23 protein-coding genes are annotated in these 22,648 nt (G+C 69.7%); 7 read left to right on the top strand and 16 right to left on the bottom strand.

Annotated elements, in window-relative coordinates; translation table 11 throughout:
• Nucleotides 1-29 precede the first annotated feature (29 nt).
• On the top strand, nucleotides 30-776 hold the full coding sequence (locus tag FFS52_RS01485; protein ID WP_137808597.1) for a siderophore-interacting protein: 747 nt from the start codon (nucleotides 30-32) through the stop codon (nucleotides 774-776).
• 158 nt (nucleotides 777-934) lie between these two features.
• Here FFS52_RS01485 and FFS52_RS01480 read toward each other — a convergent pair whose 3' ends face one another.
• The 4 genes from FFS52_RS01480 to FFS52_RS01465 are packed head-to-tail and all read right to left on the bottom strand — an operon-like array spanning nucleotide 935 to nucleotide 4,196.
• Nucleotides 935-1,723, bottom strand: coding sequence for an exodeoxyribonuclease III (locus FFS52_RS01480; protein WP_137808596.1), 789 nt, complete (start codon nucleotides 1,721-1,723; stop codon nucleotides 935-937).
• On the bottom strand, nucleotides 1,720-2,703 hold the full coding sequence (locus tag FFS52_RS01475) for a GNAT family N-acetyltransferase (protein WP_249356567.1): 984 nt from the start codon (nucleotides 2,701-2,703) through the stop codon (nucleotides 1,720-1,722). The genes FFS52_RS01480 and FFS52_RS01475 overlap by 4 nt, the downstream gene beginning before the upstream one ends.
• 24 nt (nucleotides 2,704-2,727) lie before the next feature.
• Nucleotides 2,728-3,330: a peptide deformylase gene (locus tag FFS52_RS01470; protein ID WP_137808594.1), complete on the bottom strand. Its 603-nt coding sequence runs from the start codon at nucleotides 3,328-3,330 to the stop codon at nucleotides 2,728-2,730.
• 20 nt (nucleotides 3,331-3,350) lie between these two features.
• Nucleotides 3,351-4,196 (bottom strand): lipase, encoded by an 846-nt coding sequence (locus tag FFS52_RS01465; RefSeq protein ID WP_137808593.1) that lies wholly within the window; start codon nucleotides 4,194-4,196, stop codon nucleotides 3,351-3,353.
• 274 nt (nucleotides 4,197-4,470) lie between these two features.
• Between FFS52_RS01465 and FFS52_RS01460 the strand changes: the two genes are divergently transcribed.
• The 4 genes from FFS52_RS01460 (at nucleotide 4,471) to FFS52_RS01445 (ending at nucleotide 7,296) form a co-directional block, all read left to right on the top strand.
• Nucleotides 4,471-4,836, top strand: a complete 366-nt coding sequence (locus tag FFS52_RS01460; RefSeq protein WP_137808592.1) for a DUF3263 domain-containing protein — start codon at nucleotides 4,471-4,473, stop codon at nucleotides 4,834-4,836.
• 47 nt (nucleotides 4,837-4,883) lie between these two features.
• Nucleotides 4,884-5,369, top strand: a complete 486-nt coding sequence (locus tag FFS52_RS01455; RefSeq protein WP_065630470.1) for a LytR C-terminal domain-containing protein — start codon at nucleotides 4,884-4,886, stop codon at nucleotides 5,367-5,369.
• Between the two features lie 85 nt (nucleotides 5,370-5,454).
• Nucleotides 5,455-6,135 (top strand): superoxide dismutase family protein, encoded by a 681-nt coding sequence (locus tag FFS52_RS01450; RefSeq protein WP_058251354.1) that lies wholly within the window; start codon nucleotides 5,455-5,457, stop codon nucleotides 6,133-6,135.
• A gap of 33 nt (nucleotides 6,136-6,168) precedes the next feature.
• Nucleotides 6,169-7,296, top strand: coding sequence for a glutamate--cysteine ligase (locus FFS52_RS01445; RefSeq protein WP_058251353.1), 1,128 nt, complete (start codon nucleotides 6,169-6,171; stop codon nucleotides 7,294-7,296).
• Between the two features lie 38 nt (nucleotides 7,297-7,334).
• Here the strand turns inward: FFS52_RS01445 and FFS52_RS01440 are convergent, their stop codons facing one another.
• The gene (locus FFS52_RS01440; RefSeq protein WP_137808591.1) at nucleotides 7,335-7,724 is read right to left on the bottom strand and encodes a DUF1304 domain-containing protein; all 390 of its coding nucleotides are present in this window, start codon (nucleotides 7,722-7,724) and stop codon (nucleotides 7,335-7,337) included.
• A gap of 128 nt (nucleotides 7,725-7,852) precedes the next feature.
• Here FFS52_RS01440 and FFS52_RS01435 point away from each other — a divergent pair, with 128 nt between their 5' ends.
• Complete coding sequence (locus FFS52_RS01435) at nucleotides 7,853-8,302, top strand: hypothetical protein (RefSeq protein ID WP_137808590.1); 450 nt, start codon at nucleotides 7,853-7,855, stop codon at nucleotides 8,300-8,302.
• On the opposite strand, the gene mnhG is transcribed toward FFS52_RS01435, so the two are convergent.
• Genes mnhG through FFS52_RS01405 form a run of 6 tightly spaced genes read right to left on the bottom strand, consistent with a single transcriptional unit; the run spans nucleotide 8,262 to nucleotide 15,063 of the window.
• Complete coding sequence (mnhG, locus tag FFS52_RS01430) at nucleotides 8,262-8,594, bottom strand: monovalent cation/H(+) antiporter subunit G (RefSeq protein WP_137808589.1); 333 nt, start codon at nucleotides 8,592-8,594, stop codon at nucleotides 8,262-8,264. The two genes, FFS52_RS01435 and mnhG, sit on opposite strands and share 41 nt — an antisense overlap.
• Complete coding sequence (locus FFS52_RS01425) at nucleotides 8,591-8,854, bottom strand: monovalent cation/H+ antiporter complex subunit F (RefSeq protein WP_058251350.1); 264 nt, start codon at nucleotides 8,852-8,854, stop codon at nucleotides 8,591-8,593. The genes mnhG and FFS52_RS01425 overlap by 4 nt, the downstream gene beginning before the upstream one ends.
• The gene (locus FFS52_RS01420) at nucleotides 8,851-9,708 is read right to left on the bottom strand and encodes a Na+/H+ antiporter subunit E (RefSeq protein WP_137808588.1); all 858 of its coding nucleotides are present in this window, start codon (nucleotides 9,706-9,708) and stop codon (nucleotides 8,851-8,853) included. The genes FFS52_RS01425 and FFS52_RS01420 overlap by 4 nt, the downstream gene beginning before the upstream one ends.
• The gene (locus FFS52_RS01415; protein WP_137808587.1) at nucleotides 9,705-11,321 is read right to left on the bottom strand and encodes a Na+/H+ antiporter subunit D; all 1,617 of its coding nucleotides are present in this window, start codon (nucleotides 11,319-11,321) and stop codon (nucleotides 9,705-9,707) included. Before FFS52_RS01415 ends, FFS52_RS01420 begins: the two co-directional genes overlap by 4 nt.
• Entirely contained in the window at nucleotides 11,318-12,112 is a 795-nt protein-coding gene (locus FFS52_RS01410) for a Na(+)/H(+) antiporter subunit C (RefSeq protein WP_137808586.1), read from the bottom strand. Before FFS52_RS01410 ends, FFS52_RS01415 begins: the two co-directional genes overlap by 4 nt.
• Nucleotides 12,109-15,063: a Na+/H+ antiporter subunit A gene (locus FFS52_RS01405; RefSeq protein ID WP_137808585.1), complete on the bottom strand. Its 2,955-nt coding sequence runs from the start codon at nucleotides 15,061-15,063 to the stop codon at nucleotides 12,109-12,111. The genes FFS52_RS01410 and FFS52_RS01405 overlap by 4 nt, the downstream gene beginning before the upstream one ends.
• A gap of 73 nt (nucleotides 15,064-15,136) precedes the next feature.
• On the opposite strand from FFS52_RS01405, the gene FFS52_RS01400 reads away from it, so the two are divergent.
• A complete protein-coding gene (locus FFS52_RS01400; RefSeq protein WP_137808584.1) occupies nucleotides 15,137-15,565 on the top strand; it encodes a hypothetical protein in 429 nt (142 codons plus the stop codon).
• A gap of 170 nt (nucleotides 15,566-15,735) precedes the next feature.
• Here the strand turns inward: FFS52_RS01400 and FFS52_RS01395 are convergent, their stop codons facing one another.
• The 5 genes from FFS52_RS01395 to FFS52_RS01375 all read right to left on the bottom strand — a co-directional run bounded on the left by FFS52_RS01395 (nucleotide 15,736) and on the right by FFS52_RS01375 (nucleotide 22,558).
• Nucleotides 15,736-16,593: a universal stress protein gene (locus FFS52_RS01395; protein ID WP_137808583.1), complete on the bottom strand. Its 858-nt coding sequence runs from the start codon at nucleotides 16,591-16,593 to the stop codon at nucleotides 15,736-15,738.
• Nucleotides 16,590-18,269, bottom strand: a complete 1,680-nt coding sequence (locus tag FFS52_RS01390) for an MDR family MFS transporter (RefSeq protein ID WP_137808582.1) — start codon at nucleotides 18,267-18,269, stop codon at nucleotides 16,590-16,592. The genes FFS52_RS01395 and FFS52_RS01390 overlap by 4 nt, the downstream gene beginning before the upstream one ends.
• Nucleotides 18,270-18,462: 193 nt before the next feature.
• Nucleotides 18,463-20,757 (bottom strand): AAA family ATPase, encoded by a 2,295-nt coding sequence (locus tag FFS52_RS01385; RefSeq protein WP_137808581.1) that lies wholly within the window; start codon nucleotides 20,755-20,757, stop codon nucleotides 18,463-18,465.
• A complete protein-coding gene (locus FFS52_RS01380; RefSeq protein WP_249356445.1) occupies nucleotides 20,754-21,800 on the bottom strand; it encodes a phosphatidylcholine/phosphatidylserine synthase in 1,047 nt (348 codons plus the stop codon). The genes FFS52_RS01385 and FFS52_RS01380 overlap by 4 nt, the downstream gene beginning before the upstream one ends.
• A 26-nt stretch (nucleotides 21,801-21,826) precedes the next feature.
• The gene (locus tag FFS52_RS01375) at nucleotides 21,827-22,558 is read right to left on the bottom strand and encodes a phosphatidylserine decarboxylase (RefSeq protein ID WP_137808579.1); all 732 of its coding nucleotides are present in this window, start codon (nucleotides 22,556-22,558) and stop codon (nucleotides 21,827-21,829) included.
• Nucleotides 22,559-22,648 lie beyond the last annotated feature (90 nt).

Genomic DNA, 22,648 nt, shown 5'->3' with positions numbered 1-22,648 from the left:
CCGGGGAGGCACTGTAGAGAGGTTCAGACATGAGCGAGGTATCCACGAAGGGGCGCGGCTGGCAGGGCGCCGTCATGAAGATCCTGGGCGGTGACGACTTCACCTTCACCCTCACCGGCAAAGAGGCGGTGACGGATCACTATCTGCGACTGCGCTTCCACGGTGGCGGGCTCCTCGCCGGTTCCGCGATCCACCCGACCATGTGGGTGCGCCTCTGGTTCGCCGACGGCGGCAAGCTGCATCAGCGCGGGTACACGCTCGTCGATCCCGACCCGGCGACGGACACCTTCGACATCGAGTTCGCGATCCACGACGGCACCGCCGCCCGATGGGCTCAGGACGCACATGTGGGTGACGCCATCGGCGCGACCCTGATGGGCTCGAAGTTCGCGATCCCCGACCCCGCGCCGGCGGGATGGCTCATCGCCGGCGACACCGCCTCGCTGCCGGCGATCAATTCGCTGCTGGACTCGCTCGGCGACTCCGGGGCGGGTGCGACGATTTGGTTCGAGTATCAGCACGAGAGCGACAGGTCGCTGCCGCTGCGCGCCCGCACACAGGACACGGTGCACTGGCTCCCGCGTGAGCGCGACGGCGCGGCCCTCGTCGACGCGGTCCGATCCGCCGCCTTCGCCGCCGCCGACCACTTCGGTTGGGTTGCACTCGATTCCACGAACACCCGCACGGTCGCCGGATTGTTCAGGGACGATTACGGGATTCCCAAGAAGTCGGTGAAATCCCAGGCCTACTGGATCGTCGGGAAGTCGTTCGCCTGACGGCGCCCCTGCTCCCTGAGGTGCGAGCGAAGCGAGCCTCGAAGGGCCTCGCGACGCATCTCGCCGCGCCCTTCGTGGCTCGTCGCTATCGCTCCTCGCACCTCAGGGAGCATGGGGAGGTTCGCACCTGAGGGAGTAGTTGTGTTGCGCAGCCGCGATCAGTCGGCGACGTCGAAGACCACGGGGGCGTGATCGCTGGCGCCCTTCGCTTTTCGCGCGGCGCGATCGACGACGGCGCCCATGATGCGGGTGTCGAGAGCGGGCGAGCAGAACGCGTAGTCGATGCGCATGCCCTCGTTCCGGGGGAACCGCAGCTGGGTGTAGTCCCAGAAGGTGTACCCCGGGGCGTACGGAAGGGCCGAGTCGACGAGGCCGGCCTCCAGGAACCCCTGCACTGCGGCGCGTTCGGGTGGGGTCACGTGTGTGCGTCCCTCGAAGTACTCGCGATCCCACACGTCGTCGTCGGTCTGGGCGACGTTCCAGTCGCCGGCGAGCATCATGTCTGCGGCGGGGTCGTGGGCCAGCCGCAGGGTGACGTGATTCCGCAGCGCGTCGAGCCAGGCGAGCTTGTAGGTGTAGTGCGGGTCGTCGGGTGTCCTGCCGTTGGGTACATAGAGACTCCAGACGCGAACACCGTTGCAGCGCGCGGAGATCGACCGAGCCTCCCGGATCGGTTGGCCGTCGACCGGGTGCGTCGGCACGCCGTCGAAGGAGATCTCGACCTCGTCGAGCCCGACCCGTGAGGCGATCGCGACACCGTTGTAGGCGCCTTGCCCGACGTGCGCGACGTCGTAACCGGCGGCGAGGAAACTCATCAGCGGGAACGCGTCGTCGTGACACTTGGTCTCCTGCATCGCGAGAACGTCGATGCCGGCGGTCTCCGCCCAGGCGACGACGGACTCGGACCGGGCGCGAATCGAGTTGACGTTCCAGGTGGCGATCCTCATCGGATGTCCTCCGACGCGGCCGGCACGTGCGGTGTCACATAGCGATAGGTGTGATGCAGCCCGAAACCCAGGCGGCGATACCACGATCCGGCCAACCGGTTGGTGGACTCGACCTGCAGGTAGACCGAGTCGGCGCCCTGCTCGACCCCCCACGCCGTCAGCGCCGCGACCACCGCGGAGGATAGCCCGCCCCCGCGCGAGCCCGGGTCGGTCCACAGGGCGGTCAACCCCAGCCACCGGTGTCCGTCCGGCGACTCGGTCACCGAACCCCGCCCGATCGCTGCTGCGTCGTCGACGGTCGCGAAGGTCATCGGGCCGTCCCCGGCGGTCACGACGCCGGCCACGGTGTCGAGTCCGCGCGACGCGCGCCCACCGGCGTATGCGCTCAACCAGCGGGCGTCCGGTTGCGGATCGAGTTGTACTGTCCGTCCGTGCATCTCGCCGGTGCGCGCGCGGAGCCCCGGCAGGTCGGCGGTCAGCATCTGTACCTCGACCCCGGGGTCTCCGGGAACGGAGCCCGACGGGATGAGGCGATCCGGGTAGGCGAGGAGCGGAGGGAGTCCGCGGTCGGCGTACCACTCACCGATATGTCGCAGGGTCGCGGCGTCGGGACGTGCGTGGCGTTCAAGGGGCACAGCTGAGTTGGCGCGTCTGCTGAATCCGTGACCGGCCCGCAGGAGCCAGCCGTCGACCCACTCCGTCTCGACACCGGGCCAGGCGACGGCGGCGGCGTGCTCGAGCGCGCGGATCTCGCTGTTGCGCACCGGTTTCGCGGACAACAGACGCACCGAGGTGATCGCCGCGAACGGGATCGACAACTCCTCGTCGTCGCGTCGTATCCGCAGCGGGTCGGAGTCGTCGAGCAGGACGCCCGTCACGTCCGACCGGGCGGCCGCGGGATCTCCCCGCCAATCGGCGGGGGTCGCATCGCCCAGCAGATAGCGAACGACGACGCGGTCGCCAGCGACGGCACCCGACAATGAGACCTCCACGCGGAAGCGAGATCAGTCGTCGTCGTGCCCGAACGGGTCGGCGACCTCGCCGGGCGTCCACGTCAGACCGGGGACCCCCCACTTGTTGCGTTTGATCGCCTTCTTCGCGGCCCGGGCGTTGCGCCCCACGAGCACGTCGACGTAGAGGAAGCCGTCGAGGTGGCCGACCTCGTGCTGGAGCATCCGGGCGAAGAACCCCTCGCCCTCGATGACGACCTCGGTGCCGGTCCGGTCAGTGCCGGTGACGCGGGCCCAGTCGGCACGGCCGGTGGGGAACTGCTCACCCGGCACCGACAGGCATCCCTCGTCGTTGTCGTCTGGATCCGGCATGGTCTCGGGGATCTCGGAGGTCTCGAGGACCGGGTTGATGACCTCGCCGCGGCGGCGGGCCGCCGAGCGGTCGCCGTCGGGGCAGTCGTAGACGAACACCCGGGACCCGACGCCCACCTGATTGGCGGCCAGGCCCACACCGTGGGCGGCGTCCATGGTCTCGTACATGTCGTCGATGAGGCCGACGACCTCATCGGACGGACGGCCGTCCGCGTCGAGGGGGACCGGAGTGGTCGGCTGGTGCAGGACCGGCTCGCCCACGATGCAGATCGGGAGAATCGCCATGGCGATCACCTTAGCGCTGCTCAGGGCGCAGGAACGACGCCGGGTACGGCGTCGCGGATGGCGTCACCGGCAGGGCCGGGAATGCCGGGGAACAGCGTCGACTGCCAGTCGAAGCTGTCGACCGGCTCGGTCACCACCGAGCCCGCGCACGACCCGCGCAGCGACGTCCGCACGTTGGCGATGATCGTCGGGTCGCGCATCTCGATGACGTGGTCGTACCCGGTGTTCGCCAGGGGGACCGGGGAGTATGCGCGGCACTGTGCGGTGCCGTCGAGGCGCCCGTCGGTCCATTCGCCGTCGCTCTGCACCACCGAGTACCGGGTGGGGCCGGGGGCGTCGGGACCACGGTTGAGCTCGGTGACCGCGTCGGCGTACATGCAGGTGTCGTACCCGCCGTCGCGCGGCTGCGCGCAACCGCCGGGCGAGCCGTACTGGGCGGTCCCGATGGCGACGTACTCGTCGACGACGTCGGACCCGCCGAGGAACTTCAGGTAGTGGCGGGCGCCGAGCCCGCCCGCACTGTGGGCGACGAGCCCGATCGACTTCGCGGTGCCGACGAAAGGTGCGATCGTCCGCTGGATCAGCCGGGCGTCGGACGCCACGTCGCGTCCCCCGGCGTGCGCGTACACCACGGTGTTCCCGTCGGCGCGGATCGCCTCGGCCAGCGGACGGAACGTCTCCTCGTTCTGCGCGTTGCCGGCGTAGAGCTGCTGGCCGGGCACGATGACCACGACGCGCTCGGCGGGCGCGGCGGCAGCGGGCGCGGCGAGTGCCGCGGTCGCGACGGCGGCCGTGGAGGCCAGCGCCGCGATGGCTCCCATCACTGCTCGCCGGGTCCTCGCCACCCCGGATCCGGTTGTCGTCATCCCGACCGTCGTCATCTCTGTCCCCCCGCCTCGACCCATCCCGGACAGGGATGAGTGAGGGCAGCCTAACAGCGGTCGCCGTCCGACGGAATGGTCGTGATGCGCGCCGTGGCGAGTCACACCGCGATCGGACCGGCCCGCCGTGGTTAGATTGGCTGCGAACCACACCGCTGTCATTCGTCTCCGTGAGGAGACGTCCGCGCCCGCGTCGCATCGCGAATAGGTGCACGTCAGCGGTGGTGTGAGGTCGTCGACTGGTATCTGAGGGAGTGAGATGGACGGCGCAGCTGCGCGTAGCCAGAAACAGGGCGATCAACCCACCCCCGGCCAGGACGCAGAGGCCGGGGCGGCAGGCCGGCCGGTCGATCCGCACGAGGTCGGTGCGGACGGTCTGACCCGCCGCGAACACGACATCCTCGCGTTCGAGCGCCAGTGGTGGAAGTACGCCGGCGCCAAGGAAGAAGCGATCAAAGAGCTGTTCGGTTTGTCGGCGACCCGGTACTACCAGGTGCTCAACGCGCTGGTCGACCGGCCGGAGGCGCTCGCGGCCGATCCGATGCTCGTCAAGCGGCTCCGGCGCCTGCGCGCGACCCGTCAGAAGGCCCGTGCGGCGCGCCGTCTGGGCTTCGAGATCACCTGAGACGCTGAACCCGGTCGCCCTCGCGCGGTGCGTTAAGGTCGTCGGTGATGAATGCAGATCGTGAGCCCAATCGCCTGCCGCTTCGTGCGGGGGCGATGATGCTCTTCGCAGTCGCCGTGGTCTTCATCGGCCTCGGCTGGCATTCCGCGGCGACCGCCGGGAACGACGCCCCGACGACCGAAGCCGCGACGACCGTGAGTTCGTCGCCCACGTCGACGCCGGCGTCCACGAGTGCGGCGTCGACCGACAAGCGGCTCTGCGTGATCAACGCCGGCCAGGTCGCGGGCCTCGCCTCGGACGTCACCGATCTGCTGGAGGCCAGGGGTTACCAGATGGCGGAGCCCGGCAACTACACCGCGGGCGGGTTCAGCGAGAACACGGTCTTCCATGAGGACGACACGGACAAGGCCCAGGCCGACGAGGTCGCCGAGGCACTCGGCGGCCAGGTCGCGGTCGAGGAGCGGCCGGCCTCGTTCACCCGGTGCCGCGGCGGCATCCCGGTGGTCGTGGTGACCGCGGTCAGCGGCGCATGACCCGGGCCGAGCCGCGAACCTCTGAATTACGAAACAGCTGAACCGAGAATTACCGAAAACCACTGTCCGCCAACCAAGGAGTGACATGTCCGGACGTTCCACACTCGCCGCGCCCCGCGCTCTCGCCGCGTTGTTCTCCGCAGGACTGATCGGCGTGACACTGGCCGGGTGCAGCCCCGACCAGGAACCCACGGACGTCCCGGGCACGACGCCGCCCGTCGTCAGCGATGCGCCGCTCCCGCCGGGCGCCGAGGACGACGTCGACGGCGAGCCCAGCGGCCAGATCGCCGTCGCCGAGATCAAGGACACCTCCGGCGAGGTCGTGGGCCACGCCCACATCTCCGCGGCCACCGAGACCTCCGAGCCGGTCACCATCAACGTGCGCGTCACCGCCGGTGAGCTGCCGGCCGGGTTCCACGGCATGCACATCCACGAGACCGGCACCTGTGACGCGGGCGCCGGCGGCTCGCAGGCGTTCACCTCGGCGGGCGGACACCTGCAGGTGGACGGCAACACCGACCATCCCTCGAGCGGAGATCTGATCTCGATCAACATCCTCGAGGACCACACCGGCCGGACGGTCACCACGACCGATGCGGTGACGATCCAGCAGCTGATCGGCAAGTCGATCATGATCCATGAGAAGCCCGACAACTTCGGGAACATCCCGGCCGACAAGTACCCGGGCGGACCGAACCCCGACACCCTGCGGACCGGCGACGCCGGCGCACGCATCGCGTGCGGTGTCATCGAGGAGGAGAGCTAGGGGTTCTGGCGCCGTCCGACGCCACCTGAGCACATGACACCGATCGAGTTCGACGGGTCACCGACCCCCACCCTCGGGGTCGAATGGGAGTTCGCCCTGACCGACAAGGGAACCGGCGACCTGTCGAACTCGGCGGCGGCGCTCTTCGCCGCCGTCGGCGAACACCATCCCGACTTCGCGGGCAGAATCCACAAGGAGCTGCTGCGCAACACCGTCGAGTTGGTGACCGGCATCTGCCGGACCGCGGGCGAGGCGATCGCCGACCTCACGGGCACGCTCGGCGTGGTGCGGGGGCTGACCGAGGACCTCGGCGTCGATCTGTACGGCGCCGGTACGCATCCGTTCGCGGAGTACTCGACCCAACTGCTCACCGAGGGTCACCGATACGCGGAGCTGATCGAGCGCACCCAGTGGTGGGGGCGGCAGATGCTGATCTGGGGCGTGCACGTCCACGTCGGGATCAGCCACCGCGACAAGGTGTTACCCGTTCTCGACGCGCTCCTGAACTACTATCCGCACCTGCTCGCGCTGTCCTCGTCGTCGCCGATGTGGGCCGGTCAGGACACCGGATACGCGAGCAATCGCGCCATGATGTTCCAGCAACTCCCGACCGCCGGGCTGCCATTCCAGTTCGAGACCTGGGAGCAGTTCGAGGCCTTCGTCGCAGACCAGAAGACGACCGGGATCATCGACCATCTCAACGAGATCCGCTGGGACATCCGGCCTTCCCCGCATCTGGGGACCATCGAGGTCCGCGTGTGCGACGGCATGACCAACCTCGGCGAGCTGTCGGCGATCGTGGCACTCATCCACTGCCTGGTCGTCGACCTGGACCGGCGGTTCTCGGCGGGTGAGAAGCTGCCGACGATGGCGCCCTGGCTCGTCCAGGAGAACAAATGGCGGGCAGCCCGCTACGGACTCGACGCCATCGTCATCCTCGACTCCGACTGCACCGAGAAACTCGTGACCGAGGACCTCACCGCTCTGCTCGAACGTCTCGAACCGATTGCGCGCGAGCTCGATTGCGTCGACGAGCTGGCCGGCGTCGAGCGCATCATCGCCCAGGGCGCGAGCTATCAGCGGCAGCGTGACGTGCATCGTCGCACCGGTTCGCTACGCGAGGTGGTCGCGTCGGTGGTCGCCGAGCTGGACGCTCCCTGATCTCAGTCGGCGCGAGATCCGGGAGGCAGGGCCCGGGCTCAGATGGCCAGACCGATGGCGAGCACGACGATTCCGAGAGCGGGAACCACACCCTGCTTCAGTGCGGCCGCGATCTTGTCGGGGCTCGACAGCGCCAGCACAAGTGCCGCGGCCGCCATCGAGGCTGTGCCGGTGATGACGAGTGTTGCGCCGATCGCGATGGATCCGCCGATGGCAAAGGCGATCCCGACGAACACGGCGATCGCGAGGAACAGGTTGTAGAACCCCTGGTTGAACGCCAGTTCCTTTTGTGCGCTCGCCTGTTCCACCGTGCCGGTGCCGAACGTCGCGCGTGCGCGCGCGCTCGTCCATGCGATGGACTCCAGATAGAAGATGAAGACGTGGACGAGCGCCGCGATCGCGGCGAGCACCAGACCTGCGATGACCATTTCGTACTCCTCCTTGTCGACGGGCCCGTCGGGAGAATAGTGTTCCGATCGGTCGATCGAGTCTTTACCATGCCTTCGGATCGAAGCGGGGTCTCTTCGACGCCGCCGTACAGAGCTATCTCGACGAGGTGGTCCGCCCGCGGCTGCGTCCCCTGACCGGCGGCACCGTTGCGCCTGACGCCGTCGAGAACTACCTGAGCGGGCTGCGATCGGCGCTGACCGATGACACCTCCCCGGCGCGCGAGGGCTGTCTGCTCATCAACACCGCCGGTGCCCCCATCGGGCGCGACGCTGCCGTCACCCGGACCATTGCCGCCTATCGCGACGAGCTGCGGGGGGCGGTGGGGTCCGGTGTGCGGGCCAGCTCGCCCGAGCTTGATGACGATCGACAGGCAGTCCTTGCCGACGCCGTGACGGCCCTGGTCATCGCCGCACTCGCGCTCGTGCGGGTGGTTCCCGGGGAAGCCGCCCGGGGCATCGACACCGCGCTCGCGCTGGTCCGTGAGGCGCGAGGGGCGTCGGACGATCGGTCCGCAGTCAGTCCCGGTCCGGTGACTCCATGTCCCGCTGATCAATGAGCCCGTCGCGGGCCCGTTGCTCCTGGTATGCGAGCCGGCCGATCCGATGCGCCACGACAGGCGCGGTGATCAGGGCGAAGAGCCCGGCGAGAATCAGCATCCCGCTGTCGACGTTGTCGCCGAGCCGGAGCACGGCGCCCAGCAGGATGAGGAGCAGGCCGAAGGTCTGCGGTTTGGTGGCCGCGTGCATCCGGCTCAGGGTGTCCGGGAACCGGACGAGTCCGATGGCGGCGGTGACCGCCATCAGGCATCCGAGGAGCAGCAGCGTCGCGCTGATGATGTCGATGATCATGTCTGGTCGTCCCGGACTCGGAACCGCGCGATGGACACCGACCCGACGAAGCTGAGGAGGGCCAGGGCCACGATCGCCGGGACCACCGTCGAATCACGGCTGAACGCTGCCCAGGTCCCCAGGCCGCACATGCACAGCGCGATGAGCACGTCGAGTGCGACGAGTCGGTCGAGCGTCGTCGGGCCGCGCAGGATGCGGATCATCGTCAGCACCGCGGCGACGAGCAGCATGGCGGCGGCGATCGTCCAGACGTAGCTCATGAGTCACCTCGTTCCCGCTCGGGCTCGCCCTGTCGACGTTCCGGTTCGGTGTCGTCGATCGACCGGGCGTTGTCCACCGACCGGTCCACCGTGCGGACGTGGTGGAAGTCCTCGTCGATGCCGTGGAACGGACTCGGATGCCATTCGCTGTCCCGCTCGAACGCCTTGATGAACATCCGCTCGACATAGGCGACCTGATCGTAGAAGGCCCGCACCTTCTTCTCCGAGCGGACGTCGAAGACGTGCACGTAGAGCATCCGGCGTCGATGGTCGATCTCCAGGACCATGGTGCCCGGCACCAGGTTGAGGTAGTCGACGGCCAGGGTCAGCACCATGTCGGACTTGATCGCGACGCGCACCCGTACCACGGCGCCCAGCGGTGGCCGGCCGGGACGGATGGCCATCCAGCCGATCTGCACACTCGACACGAAGAAGTCGACGATCAGGCGGCCGACGAGCTGCAGTACCGACAGGGGATGGATACGGCCCTCGACCGGGACCCGCGGCAACGGCAGCACCGTCAGCACCAGGATCGCCAGCACGATCCCTGCGATCACATTTGCCCAGGACGGCGTGCCCCACAGCAGGACCCAGACGAACGTCAGCCACGCGATGGTCCACAACCGGACCGCGACCTCGCGGCCGTCGCTGCCCAGCCACCTGGGCACACGGGTGTGCGTGCGCAACCACACCAGCGCGGCGACGAAGTGCCAGAAGACGAACAGCAGCGACACGCGCCACACGTTGATGATCAGGGACAGGACCGGTCCCTTGGTCGAGACGACCGGCGGCCGCCGTTTGGGCGCCGCGGATGCTCCGCGGGCGCGGTCGTCGGCTCGATCCTGCGCGCTCATCGGGTACCACCCACTCCCAGCACGGCGTCGACGTAGACGGCGCGGTCGACGACGTCGGTCGCCGCATGGTCGGTGAAGTCGAAGATGGGCCCGGCCCAGAGGGTGAGCACGAGTCCCGCGGCCACCATCGCCATCGTCGGCAGCACCATCATCACGGGCATCCGACCGACGTCCTCACGGTCGGAGAACGCGGCGTCGTCGGCGCTCTCGTCGATCAGCGCGGACGGGCCCTTGTCGGCGAGATCGCCTTCGGGGGCGTCGGCGCGCGGTCGCCAGAATCCCTTGGTCCAGATGCGGGCCATGACGTAGAGGGTGAGCAGGCTGGTGACCACCGACCCGGCGACGAGGATCCAGGCCAGCACGGACCCGTCCTGGGTGCCCGCCTCGAGGAGGGCGACCTTGCCGATGAAACCGGAGAACGGTGGGATGCCGCTGAGATTTAGCGCGGGCACCAGGAACAGGACGGCCAGCAGGGGGCTGGCGATGAGCCCGCCCAGGCGGCGGAGCGAGGCCGAACCGGCTTGACGTTCGATCAGGCCGACGACCAGGAACAGCGTCGTCTGCACGAGGATGTGGTGGGCGACGTAGTAGATCGCCGCCGACATCCCGAGGTCCGACGACAGCGCGATGCCGAAGATCATGTAGCCGATGTGGCTGACGAGGGTGAACGACAGCAGTCGCTTGATGTCGGCCTGGGCGATCGCGCCGAAGATGCCCACGAGCATCGTCAACAGGCCGGCGACCAGCAGCACCGCGTCCATCGTGCCGCCGGGGAACAGCAGCGAGTGGGCGCGCACGATCGCGTACACACCGACCTTGGTGAGCAGGCCGGCGAACACCGCCGTGACGGGTGCCGGCGCGGTGGGGTAGGAGTCGGGTAGCCACGTCGACAGCGGGAACACCGCGGCCTTGATGCCGAACGCCACGAGCAGCACCGCGAACAGCGCGTTGCGGGTCCCGTCGGGGACGTCGTCGAGGCGCACGGCCATCTCGGCGAGGTTGAGGGTGCCGGTCGTCGCGTACGCGAACGCGATGCCCGCGAGGAAGATCAGCGACGACACCATCGACACCATCACGTACGACGCGCCCGCTCGGACACGTTCGGCGCTCGCCCCGAGGGTCAGCAGCACGTAACTCGCGGTCAGCAGGATCTCGAACGAGACGTACAGGTTGAACAGGTCGCCGGCGAGGAACGCGTTGCAGACACCCGCGGTCAGGATGAGGTAGGTCGGCAGGAAGATCGACGTCGGCTGCTGGGCCGTGCCGTCACGGATACCCTGCCCGATCGCGTACACGACGACGCACAGCAGCACGATCGTCGAGACGACGAGCATCAGGGCCGCGAGCTGGTCGACGACCAGCGTGATCCCGAGCGGTCCGTTCGGGTAGCCCTTGTCTCCCCAGCCGCCGATCGCGACCGCGAAGGTCCCGTGGCGGTCGGTCAGGTACAGCATCAGGCACGACGCGACGAACGCGACGGTGATGGCGACGATCGACACCGCCCGCTGGATCTTGGGGCTGCGGCCGAGCAGCAGCGAGACGGCGGCAGCTCCCAGCGGCACCAGCGTCGGCAGCGTGATCAGGACGGGGATCCATGACTCCTGCGGGGTCATCGGTCACCCCCGTCCTCGTCGGCGTGCTTCTTCTTGTCCGGCCCGACCACGTCGCGGTCCGGCATCTCGCGCTGGTCGATGACGTCGGGGTCGGCGTCGTCCTCGCCGGACCCGTCGGGAGGCGCGACGGCCGACTTGGGACCCACCTCGTCGGGACCGAGTTCGCCCGGCCCGTACACGTCCGGCCCGTCCTCGCGGGCGGCGGTCTGCGCCGAGGTCTCGGGATCGGGCTCCTCCTCCGCGCCGCCGATCTCGTCGACGACGTCGGAGTCCGTCGGCATGATGTCGGTCTCGTAGAGCGCGGCGTGCCGGGCGGCGGCCTCCTCCGCGGTGAGCGGATTGCCCTTGTCGTCGAAGTGATCGCCGGTCGGGGTGTCGGAGTGGGTCAGTGGATCGTCGCTGCGATCGCGGTCGGGTGCCGTCCCCAGCGATCCGCTCAAGATCTTGACGTCCTCCTCGTCGTCCTCGACGTCGTCGTCGTCCCGATTGATCACGAACAGCCGGTAGACCAGCGCCAGGACGAACGCGGCGACGCCCATCATGATCACGATCGCGGTCAGGACCATGCCCTGCGCGAGGGGATCGGCGTCGGACGCCCGGTTCTCCGACGACCGGCCCATGATCGGCGGGTTCCCCATGCCGCCCGACACGACGATGATCATCAGGTTGAGCGCATTGCCGACGAGCAGGAGCCCGAAGAGCATCCGGACCAGACTGCGTTCCATCAGCAGGTACACGCCGCAAGCCGCCATCGCGCCGACGACCAGCATCAGCGAGAGATTCGTGGTCATCGGCTCACCTGCTCGCCGGTGGTACTCGCGGCGTCGTCCGCCGCGGTGTCGCCACGCGAGTTCTCGATGCGCGCCGCGGTGCGGGCGATCGTGGTCTCCACATCGAGACGCGCGCCGAGACTTCGCAGCACGTCCAGGACGAGCCCGACGACGATCAGGTAGATGCCGAGGTCGAAGAACAGGGCGGTCACGAACTTGATGTTGCCGAGGACCGGGACGGTGACCTCGAAGACCGCCGACGAGAGTGCGGGGGCGCCGAGGAACATCGAGACGATCGCCGTGGTCGCCGAGACGGCCAGGCCGGCGCCCAGGATGCGGCCGGGCTCGATCGGCAGCGCCTCACCGAGTTCGTAGCGTCCGCCCGCCAGGTAGCGGAGGACGAGCGCGAGACCCATCGTCAGGCCGCCGGCGAAGCCACCGCCCGGCGCATTGTGGCCGGCGTAGAAGAAGTAGATCGACAGCACGACCATCGTCGGGAACAGTAATCGCGTCGTGGCCTCGAGAACCATCGACCGGTGGCGCGGGTCGCGCAGTCCGGAACCGAGGAGCCACGTGGTGCGGTCCGGTGGGACGTGATCGTCGTCGTCGCTGTCGTCCCCGTTGTCGCCGGCCTGCAACCGGGCGGCGTCGGCCACGCGTGGTGCCGCCCCGAAGCGGCGGTTGCGGAAGACCATCGACGCGACGCCGGTGGCGGCCGCGATGAGCACCGACACCTCGCCGAGGGTGTCCCAGGCGCGGATGTCGACGAGCAGGACGTTGACGGCGTTGGCGCCGTGACCGTAGTCGTAGGCGGCCTCGGGCAGGTCGACGTGGAGCGGTTCGGTCGAGCGCGCGGACGCCGCGAACAACCCGATCAGGACCAGCATGGCGCCGAAGGCGAGTCCGATGAGGGCGCGCAGCGGCTTGAACCCGGTGGCGTGCCGCTTCTCCGGTTCGGCGGGCAGCTTGCGCAGCACCAGCACGAAGATGACCAGGGTGAGCGTCTCGACGAGGAACTGGGTGAGCGCGAGGTCGGGGGCGCCGTACAGCGCGAACAGCATCGCGCAGCCGTAACCGGTGATCCCGACGACGAGCGTCGCGGCGAGGCGGTTGCGCAGCAGCACGGCGGCCAACGACGCGGCGACGATGCACCCGCCGATCACCAGCTGGACCGGCTTGGCGTCGTAGTCGATCTCCAGTCGGTCGCGAGCGCCGGCGAACAGCACGATGGTCGGCAGCAGGATCGCGGTGCACAGGATGACGCCCTGCGTCACCGGCAGTGACCCGCGCTGGGTGTTGCGCGTCAGCAGCAGCGACAGGGTGTCGGCTCCGCGCAGCGTTGCGTCGTAGATGCGGTCGGCGTTCACCAGCGGGCGGAAGCCGAAGACGCGGTCGCGGACCCGGCGGATACCGAGGAACAGCAGGGCGCCGCCGACGATGACGATGATCGAGAACACGACGGGCAGACCGAACCCGTGCCACAGCGCGAGATGCTCGAGTTCGTGCCCGTACCCATCGAGGGTCTCGGCGTACGGCTCGAAGAGAGCGCCTAGCTGCGGGCTGAACACGCCGGCCGCCACACCGGCCGCGGCGAGCGCCACGGGCGAGAAGTAGAAGGGCCACTTCGGCGGGTGCATCTTGGCGACCGCCGGACTCGGGGTGCTGCGCACCTTGCGGCCGAACGCGCCCCACAGGAAACGGAGCGTGTAGGCACAGGTGATGATCGAGCCGACGAGCAGGATGATGTCGACGGCGTGGGCCTGCCACGAGACGAACGCCCCGGTCTCCCACACCGAGGCGAAAGCTGTTTCCTTGCCGACGAATCCGAGGGTGACGGGGATGCCGGCCATGCTCGCCCCGGCGACCGCGGCGGTGATCGCCAGCCCCGGGAGACGGTGGCCGAGCCGGGCGAGTTTGCGGACATCGCGGGTGCCGGTGGAGTGGTCGATGATGCCGACGACCATGAACAGCGACGCTTTGAACAGCGCGTGCGCGACGAGCATCGCGATGCCCGCCATGGCGACGTTCGCGTCGCCGATGCCGACCAGCACGGCCATGAAGCCGAGCTGGGACACCGTGCCGAACGCGAGGATGAGTTTGAGGTCGAGCTCGCGCAGCGAGCGCCATCCGCCGAGCACCATCGTCACCAGGCCGAGGCCGACGACCGCGATCTGCCAGCTGATCGTCACCGAGAAGGCGGGGGCCAGTCGTGCGATGAGGTAGATGCCGGCCTTGACCATCGCGGCCGCGTGCAGGTACGCGCTGACCGGGGTCGGTGCGGCCATGGCGCCGGGCAGCCAGAAGTGGAACGGGACGATGGCCGATTTGGTGAGCGCGCCGATCAGCAGCAGGACCACCGCGATGTCGACGTAGACGCCGGTCGGCGGTGCCGAGACGATCTCCGACAGCAGGTAGGTGCCCGACCGCTCGCCCAGCATGATGATGCCGACGAGCATGGCCAGACCGCCGAACGTGGTGACCAGCAGCGCCTGGGTGGCGGACCGTCGAGCCGTCGCGCGCACCCCGTAGAAGCCGACCAGCATGAACGAGAGCACGGTCGTGAGCTCCCAGAACACGTACAGCACCAGCATGTTGTCGGAGATGACGAGGCCGAACATGGCCGCGGCGAACGCGACCATCTCCCCGCCGAACACGGCGACGCGGGGACGGGCGTCGTCGAAGTAGTGGGCGCAGTAGCAGAGGACGAGCGCACCGACCCCGAGGATCAGCACCGACAGGATGGCGGTCAGGGTGTCGAAGCGGGTGGCGATGTCCATCTCGAGTGATGGGACCCAGCTGACCGTCTCGACCCGGGCGGCAGCCGCATCGGCCGGCGGCCAGTTGAGCACGACCCAGATCAGCGCGCCGAGGGGCGCCAGTGCGAGAACGTAGAAACCGCGGGTACCCATCCAATGGATGACTGCGGGCGCGACGAGTGCGCACACTGCCAACGCAGCCAACACAGAGATCAAAAGGGCACTCCGTCTTTCTCCCGGCGGGGTGTCACGGGCGAACACCCGCGGTGGCTACTTTACCGTTGCCCGTATGTTCCGGTTCGACTGGCTCCGGCGTACCGCCGTCAGCATCGCCGCTGTCCTGCTGGTGTTCGGCCTCGTCGCGGGTTGTGCGGACGAGGAGCAGGCCGGCCCCGACGGCGTCCCGTTGCCGTCGGATTTCCCGGCCGCGCAGGTCCCGCTCATCGATGGTCACGTGCTCTCGGCGAGCGGCAGTCGCTCCGACGGCTGGGAGGTCGCGGTGCAGGGCCCGGCCAACGCGGGCAATCAGCTCGAGGCCGCGACCGAGACGCTCACCGAGGCCGGTTACGTCGAATCGCACCGGTCGACCGAGGGTGGACAATCGGTCGTCGTGCTGTCGGCGACCAAGGAGGGTTCGACCTACTGGGTCCAGATCGGCGCGTCCCCGCAGGCTGCGGGCGGTGGGTCGTCGGTGTTCTATCTGGTCAACGTGGAGTAGGCATCGCACTAGTGGTGTGTCTCGGAAATAAGCGACTGGTCTCCGGCGCTCGATCGGCGCCTGGCTGCGTTGTCGTCGGTCGAGATAGCTCCGCTATCCCTCCCTCCTCCGCCTTGCCAGAACACCGATCGCTCCACCGGATACCGGCCACCTATTTCCGAGACACACCACTAGCTCGTCGACCCGCGGTCGAGGTGACCGGACCGACTGTGATCGACGATCGCGATCGGGCATCGCGTGTGGTGCTGGGCGGCGCGCGCCACCGACCCCGCCCAGGTCGCGAAGGTGCTTCCCGCGCGTGGCCGGGTGACGACGAGCAGCGACGCCTGCGGAACCGCCTCGCCGACGGCCCTCGACGGGTTGCCGTTGACCAACTGCAGCGTCGTGTCGCGGTCGGGGAAGCGCCGGCGCCAGGGTTCGAGCAGCGCATCGGCTCGCGCGTACACCGCTTCGATCCGAGTGGGCGGGGCGTCGTCGGGGATCGCGCACACGATCGCCACGGGGCTGCCGGTGGCATCGGCGTACTCGAAGGCGGTCGACAGCGCGAGATCGGACGGGGCGTCGGCATCGATGGCCGCGACGACCGGACCGCCCGTCGCGAGGTTGCCGTACGGGACCGTCACGACCGGGCATCGCGACCGGGCCGAGAGCGCTGAGCTGATGCTCCCGGTGGTGAGGCGTTCGATGAGGCCGGGTCGATGATGGCCGAGGACCATCAGATCGACCTGGCCCGACAGCCTGGTGAGCAGGGGCATCGCGAAGTCGTGTTCGACGACGGTCTCGATGCGCAGGCCCGGATGCCGGGTGCCGAGACGGCCGGCCACCGCGGTCAGGTGGGCGGCCGCTGCTCGCCGCGTGGCGCTGACGTCGAAGTCGAGTTCGAACTCGCTGAGTGGTTGCAGCGCAACGGCTGCCGCGAATCCGTGGATCAGTAGCAGGTGGTCCCCGTCGCGGGCCGAGGCGGCCGCCCAGTGAGCGGCCGCCTCGGATTCGGGACTCAGATCGACCCCGACGGCGATGGTGTTCATCGGGCGCGGGTGGCGTCGCCCGTCCGCGTCTCGCCGGCGACGGCGTCGTCCGCGACGGGACCGACCGCCGACGGTGCCACGGCTGCGGGCACGGCGACGTCGGCGACCGCCGCCTCCTGCGCGCGGCGCTCCTCGTCGCTGCTCATCGTCTTCAGCGCAACCTCCTTGATGAACGCGATGGCGATGAAGCTCAGGGCCGCCATGACCGCCGCGACCAGGAACACCCGGGCGGTCCCGTCGCCGTAGGCGCCGCGGACGATGGCCGCGATCGGAGCCGGCAGCTCGTTCAGATTGGCCAGGCCGGCACTGCCGCCACCGGATGCGCCGGCGCCGATGCCGAGTGCGCCGAGCCCCTTCGCGATGAGGTCGGTGACGTGGTTGGACAGAACCGCGCCGAGCACCGAGACACCCGCCGCGCCACCGAGGGAGCGGAAGAAGGTGACCGTCGAGGTCGCCGCGCCGAGGTTGTCGGGGCTGACGTTGTTCTGCACCGCGAGGACCAGGTTCTGCATCGTCATACCCATGCCGCAGCCCAGGACGAAGAGGAATACACCGACCACGACCATGTCGGTGTGGGCGTCGATCGTCGCGAGCAGGCCGAAGCCGATCGTCATCATCGCGGCACCGGCCACGAGGAATCGCTTCCACCGCCCGTACCTGGTGATCAGGTTGCCCGACACGGTCGCCGAGAGCATCGAGCCGATGACCATCGGCAGCGTCAGCAGGCCCGCCGCGGTCGGCGAGTAGCCGCGCGCGATCTGGAAGTACTGCCCGAGGAACACAGCGCCGCCGAACAGGGCGACACCGACGCCGACGCTGGCGACAGTCGCCAGGGCCGTGGTGCGGTCGCGGAAGATGTGCAGCGGGATGATCGGGCTGGACACCCTGGACTCGACGAAGACGGCTGCGGCGAGCAGCGCGACTCCGAGTGCCACCAGTCCGTACGAGGTCATCGACGCCCAGTCGAAGTTCTTGCCCGCCAAGGTGACCCAGATGAGCAGGGTGCTGACGCCCGAGGCGATGAGGGCGGCGCCGAGGTAGTCGATGCTGACCTTCTTGCGGACCACCGGGACGTTCAGCGTGCGCTGGATGACGAGTAGGGCGATGACGGCGAGCGGGACGCAGACGTAGAACGTCCAGCGCCAGCCGAGCCAGCTGGTGTCGACGATGACGCCGCCGATGAGCGGACCGGCGACGGTCGCGACGGACATCACCGCGGCCATCGGGCCCTGGTAGCGGCCGCGTTCGCGCGGGCTGAACATCGTCGCGACGACGATCACGACCAGCGCCTGCAGGCCGCCGAGGCCCAGGCCCTGGATGACGCGGAAGCCGATCAGCATGTCGACCGAGGTGGAGAGCCCGGCGAGGACCGAACCCAGGGTGAACAGGAACAGCGCGCCCTGGACCAGCAGCTTCTTGCTGACCAGGTCGGCGAACTTGCCCCAGATGGGCGTGGTCGCGGTGGACGCGAGCAGGGTCGCGGTGATGACCCAGGTGTACTGGTCCTGGGTGCCGTGCAGGTCGGTGATGATCGTCGGCAGGGCGTTGGACACCACGGTCGACGACAGGAACGCGACGAACATGCCGAGCAGGAGGCCGATGAGGGCCTCGATCTTCTGACGATGCGTCATCGGCACGTCTTCGGCCGGCGCCATCGCGGACGCGGGTGCACTCATATGGCAAACCTCCGAGAAAGAGAGCTGCCCGCGACGAGGAGACGGGCGGGCGGCGAATCGGCGCGCGCGGTGGCGCACCCGATTGGTTGATTGATGCAACCATAAGTCGTGATGGTTGCAACCAACAACTATCGGAGGTTATTCCGGGTGAGTTCCGGGACTCACCCGGTGGCCGAGGGAGGCTCGGCGGTGCTCAGTCGAGCCGACGCTCGGCGTAGGCCTTGAGGTCGGCGACCTGCGCGGGATCGAGCGACGGCCGAACCCGCTTGCGGGCCTCCTCGACGTCGGCCACGGTGACCGCGGCGGCGTCGATGTCCCGGCGCATCGCCGACAGGGCGGCCTCGCGCAGCAGGGCCGAACAGTCGGCCGCCGAGTAGCCCTCGAGGTCGCCGGCCAGCTCGTCGAGGTCGACTCCGTCGAGCGGGACGTCGCGCCCGGTGGCGCGCAGGATGTCGCCGCGGGCGTCGGCGTCCGGCGGCGGCACGAAGACGAGCCGTTCCAGTCGCCCGGGCCGCAGAAGCGCCGGGTCGATGAGGTCGGGCCGGTTCGTCGCACCGAGCACCACGACGTCCTGGAGTGGTTCGACGCCGTCGAGTTCGGTGAGCAGCGCGGCGACCACCCGGTCGCCGACACCGGAGTCGGTGGACTGACCGCGGCGCGGGGCCAGCGCGTCGACCTCGTCCAGGAAGATCAGCGAGGGCGCCGACTCGCGGGCACGGGCGAACAGATCCCGCACCGCCTTCTCCGACGACCCGACCCACTTGTCCATCAGCTCGGCGCCCTTGACCGTGTGCACCGACAGCTGACCCGACGCCGCGAGCGCGCGGACGACGAAGGTCTTGCCGCAGCCCGGCGGGCCGAACAGCAGCACCCCACGCGGCGGGTCGACGCCGAGCCGGGCGAAGGTGTCGGGGTGTTGCAGCGGCCACAGGACCGCTTCGGTCAGAGCCTGTTTCGTCTCGACCATGTCGCCGACGTCGGCGAGGGTGATCGAGCCAAGCGCGACTTCGGGGGAATCCGAGCGGGACACCGGCCGGATGACGTCGAGGGCGCCGACGAGATCCTCGGTGCGCAGCGACGGCGCGGACTTCTCGGCACTCGCACGCGTCGCGGCGCGCAGTGCGGCCTCGCGGGCCAGCGCGGCGAGATCCCCGGCGACGAAACCGGGGGTGCGCGAGGCGACCGACGTGAGGTCGAGGTCGCCGTCGGTCGGGACGTTCGACAGGATCGCCGAGAGCAACCGCGCCCGGGTCGCGGCGTCGGGGAGGCCGATGACCAGTTCCCGGTCGCAGAGCGACGGGTCGCGCAACCGGGCGTCGAGGCGTACCGGTTCGGCGGTGGTCGCGATGAGTGCGATGCGGCCGTCGGCGATGCCGGAACGCAGTTCGTCGAGGATCAGTGCGGCGACGGGCTCGGGTTCGGCGGGTAACAGCGCGTCGACGTCGGTGATCAGCAGGACCCCGGCGGCCGCCCGGGTGCGGGCCACCGCGTCGGCGACCGTCCGCAGGCGGGTGTTGGCCTCCGTCGCGCCGACCGTCGGGCCGTCGATGGTCACCAGCGTGCGCGACGCGCACACCGAACGCACGAAGGTCGCCTTGCCGCCGCCGGCCGGGCCGGTGACCAGGACGCCGAGACGCGGTGTCGCACCGAGGGTGCGCAGCACCTCCGGCTCGTCGAGGGTGATGGTGAGCCACTCGGTGAGCTTGGTGATCTGGGAGTCCACGCCGACCAGCTCCGACACCGGCCGGACCGGGATCTCGGGCTCACGGGCGGGCTCGCGGACCGGGCTGGGCGCGGCGACCGGCCGCGGGCGGGAGTCGGACTCCGACACCATGCCGAGGGCGCCGGGGATCCGGGGTGACCCCGGACCGGTCCGGTCGACGAGGGGCGGCACCTCGCCCGCGGTCGTCGACCACAGCACAGCGGTGTTGGTCTGCACGCTCACCGGCGTCGACGCCGGACCGCCCGCGGGTGGCCCGGGCTCGGTGGCGGTGACGGTCAGCAGCTCGGTGGTCCAGGTGATCCCGACCGACCGGGCCAGGGCGCGCGTGGCCTCGGTCGCGGCGAGTTCGGGGCCGAGGTCGCGGGGGAGCAGCGAGACGGCGTCACCGACGGACAAGACCTTCCCCAGCAGCGCGCGGCGCAGCGTCGACTCGGTGATCGACTGGGTGGCCAGCGCCGAACCGCTCACCACCACCCGGCTCGCGCCCTGCACCTCAACGGGCGCCAGCACGACCGTCGAGTTCTCGCGGACACCGGCGTTGGAGAAGGCGATCTCGTCGAGGAGGGCGACGCCGGTCGGCGCGGAGGCCTCGGTCGCGGCCACCACGGCCGCCGTGACCCGTGCGCCGGTGATCGACACCGCGTCCCATTCCCGCAGCGAGAGGGCCGTCAACACCTCGGGATGCACGCGGATGATGCCGCGCCGCGCCTCGGCCGCCGAGGGATTGTGCCGCGCGGTCAGCGTGAGGGAGGCCGGTGTGCTCATTCGGGCTCGCTTTCGGTCGTCTCGCCGGGCGCGCCGACCACGGACCGGCCGGGGCCGGTGGGACGGTTCAGGCCCATACGGCCGAGGGAGTTGATGACCGGCCGACGGCGTCGACCTCCGGGCGACGTGGCACGCAGGGCCCGACGCTGTGCCCGACGTTCGGCCGGCTTGTCGTCCCAGTGCTCGGGCCGGGAGGCGACCCAGCGGCGCGCGCGCCACGCATACGGGATGTGCAGGACGTATCCGGCGATGGCGATCATCATCAGCACGTACGGGAAGGTCACCAGCAGTGCCGCGGCCGCGGCGACCAGCACCAGCAGGCCGGCCACCGCGCGGGCCGGGATCGACGCGGTCTTCAGCGAGGACGTCGGGACGCGACTGACGGCCAGGAAGGCGACGAAGATCAGCCACCCGCCGACGGCCGGCAACGACGTCCACCACCCGTCGCCGAACTGTTGCTCCAGCCCGATCGGCAGGAGCGCGCAGATCGCCGCGGCGGGCGCGGGGACACCGACGAAGAAATCCTTGGTGTACGCGGGTGCCTCGTCGTCGTCGAGCAGGGTGTTGAACCTGGCGAGGCGCAGGACGATGGCGCAGCAGTAGATCAGTGCGAGCACCCAGCCGAGGTCATGCCCGTCGATGAAGTGGAAGTAGACGATCATCGCCGGGACCACACCGAAGTTGATCGCGTCGGCCAGTGAGTCGATCTCGGCGCCGATCCGGCTCGTGGCTCCCATCAGGCGTGCGACCCGACCGTCGATGCCGTCGAGGAACGCGGCCGCGACCAGAAGGGCCATCGCGGTGTCGACGTCGCCGTTGATCGCCGACCGCATGGCCGTGAGGCCCGCGCAGATCGCGAGGATCGTCAGCGACGACGGGATCACGATCCGGCTGGCCTGTGCCTGGCGGCGCAGACGCCGGCGCTCCGGCTCCCGCGGAACCGGATGTGCCTGTGCGTGCCGGCTGGCCGAGCGCGCGGTCGGGATGCGCGCGGTGCGCGAGCCGGGGCGTCGCCGCCCGGGGTTCGTGCCGGGTGAGGTCATGTCGGTCGGGTTCACCGGGCCGGAGTTCACTGATTCAGGTACGCGAACGGGGTCTCGCCGCCGACCGCGCGCTGGCCGACCGAGACGCGGGGCCGGGTGCCGGCCGGGAAGTAGACGTCGACCCGCGACCCGAATCGGATCAGCCCGTAGGTCTCGCCGATCGCCAGCGAGTCCCCGACCGTGGGTTCGCACACGATCCGACGGGCGATGAGACCGGCGATCTGCACGACCGCCAGCTCGGGGCCGGGTGCGCCGTCTGCGGCGGTGGTGCGGATGGTCATCGTGGTCCGCTCGTTGTCACGGCTGGCCTCGGGCAGGTCGGCGGAGACGAACGCGCCGGGCGTGTGGGTCACGGTGGTCACCGTGCCCGCGATCGGCACGCGCTGCACGTGGACGTCGAAGATCGACAGGAAGGTCGAGACCCGGGGCAGCGGCTGTGTGCCCAGGCCGGACTCGGCGGGCGGGACGGCCTCGTCGACCAGGGCGATGGTCCCGTCCGCGGGGGCGACCACCACACCGGGTTCGGTAGGGGTGACCCGCTTCGGATGCCGGAAGAAGGCCGCGCACGCGCCGGCGGTCAGCGCGGCCGGCCGGGCGATCCAGCGGTGTCGACGCCCGAGGAGCGCGACGGCGGCGGGCGCGGCGACGAACGGCACACCCGCCGGGTGGATCGGAGGGATGGTCTCTCGGGCCAGATCGAGAAAATGGGCGACACGGCCGGTGTCACCGGAGCCGTCCGGACGCGGACGTCGGGCCACGATCAACCTCCTCTGGCCTGTGTCCAGGCCGGGTACATGGTGCGCACCGCATCGCCGGGTGCATCGGCGTCCACTCTAGAGCGCCGCGCC

It is taken from the genome of Gordonia sp. ALPHA1B1, assembly GCF_005502615.1.
Taxonomy (GTDB): Bacteria; Actinomycetota; Actinomycetes; order Mycobacteriales; family Mycobacteriaceae; genus Gordonia; species Gordonia hongkongensis.
The sequence above is the reverse complement of the archived record's forward strand: the minus strand, read 5'-3'. Positions and strand labels throughout refer to the sequence as shown.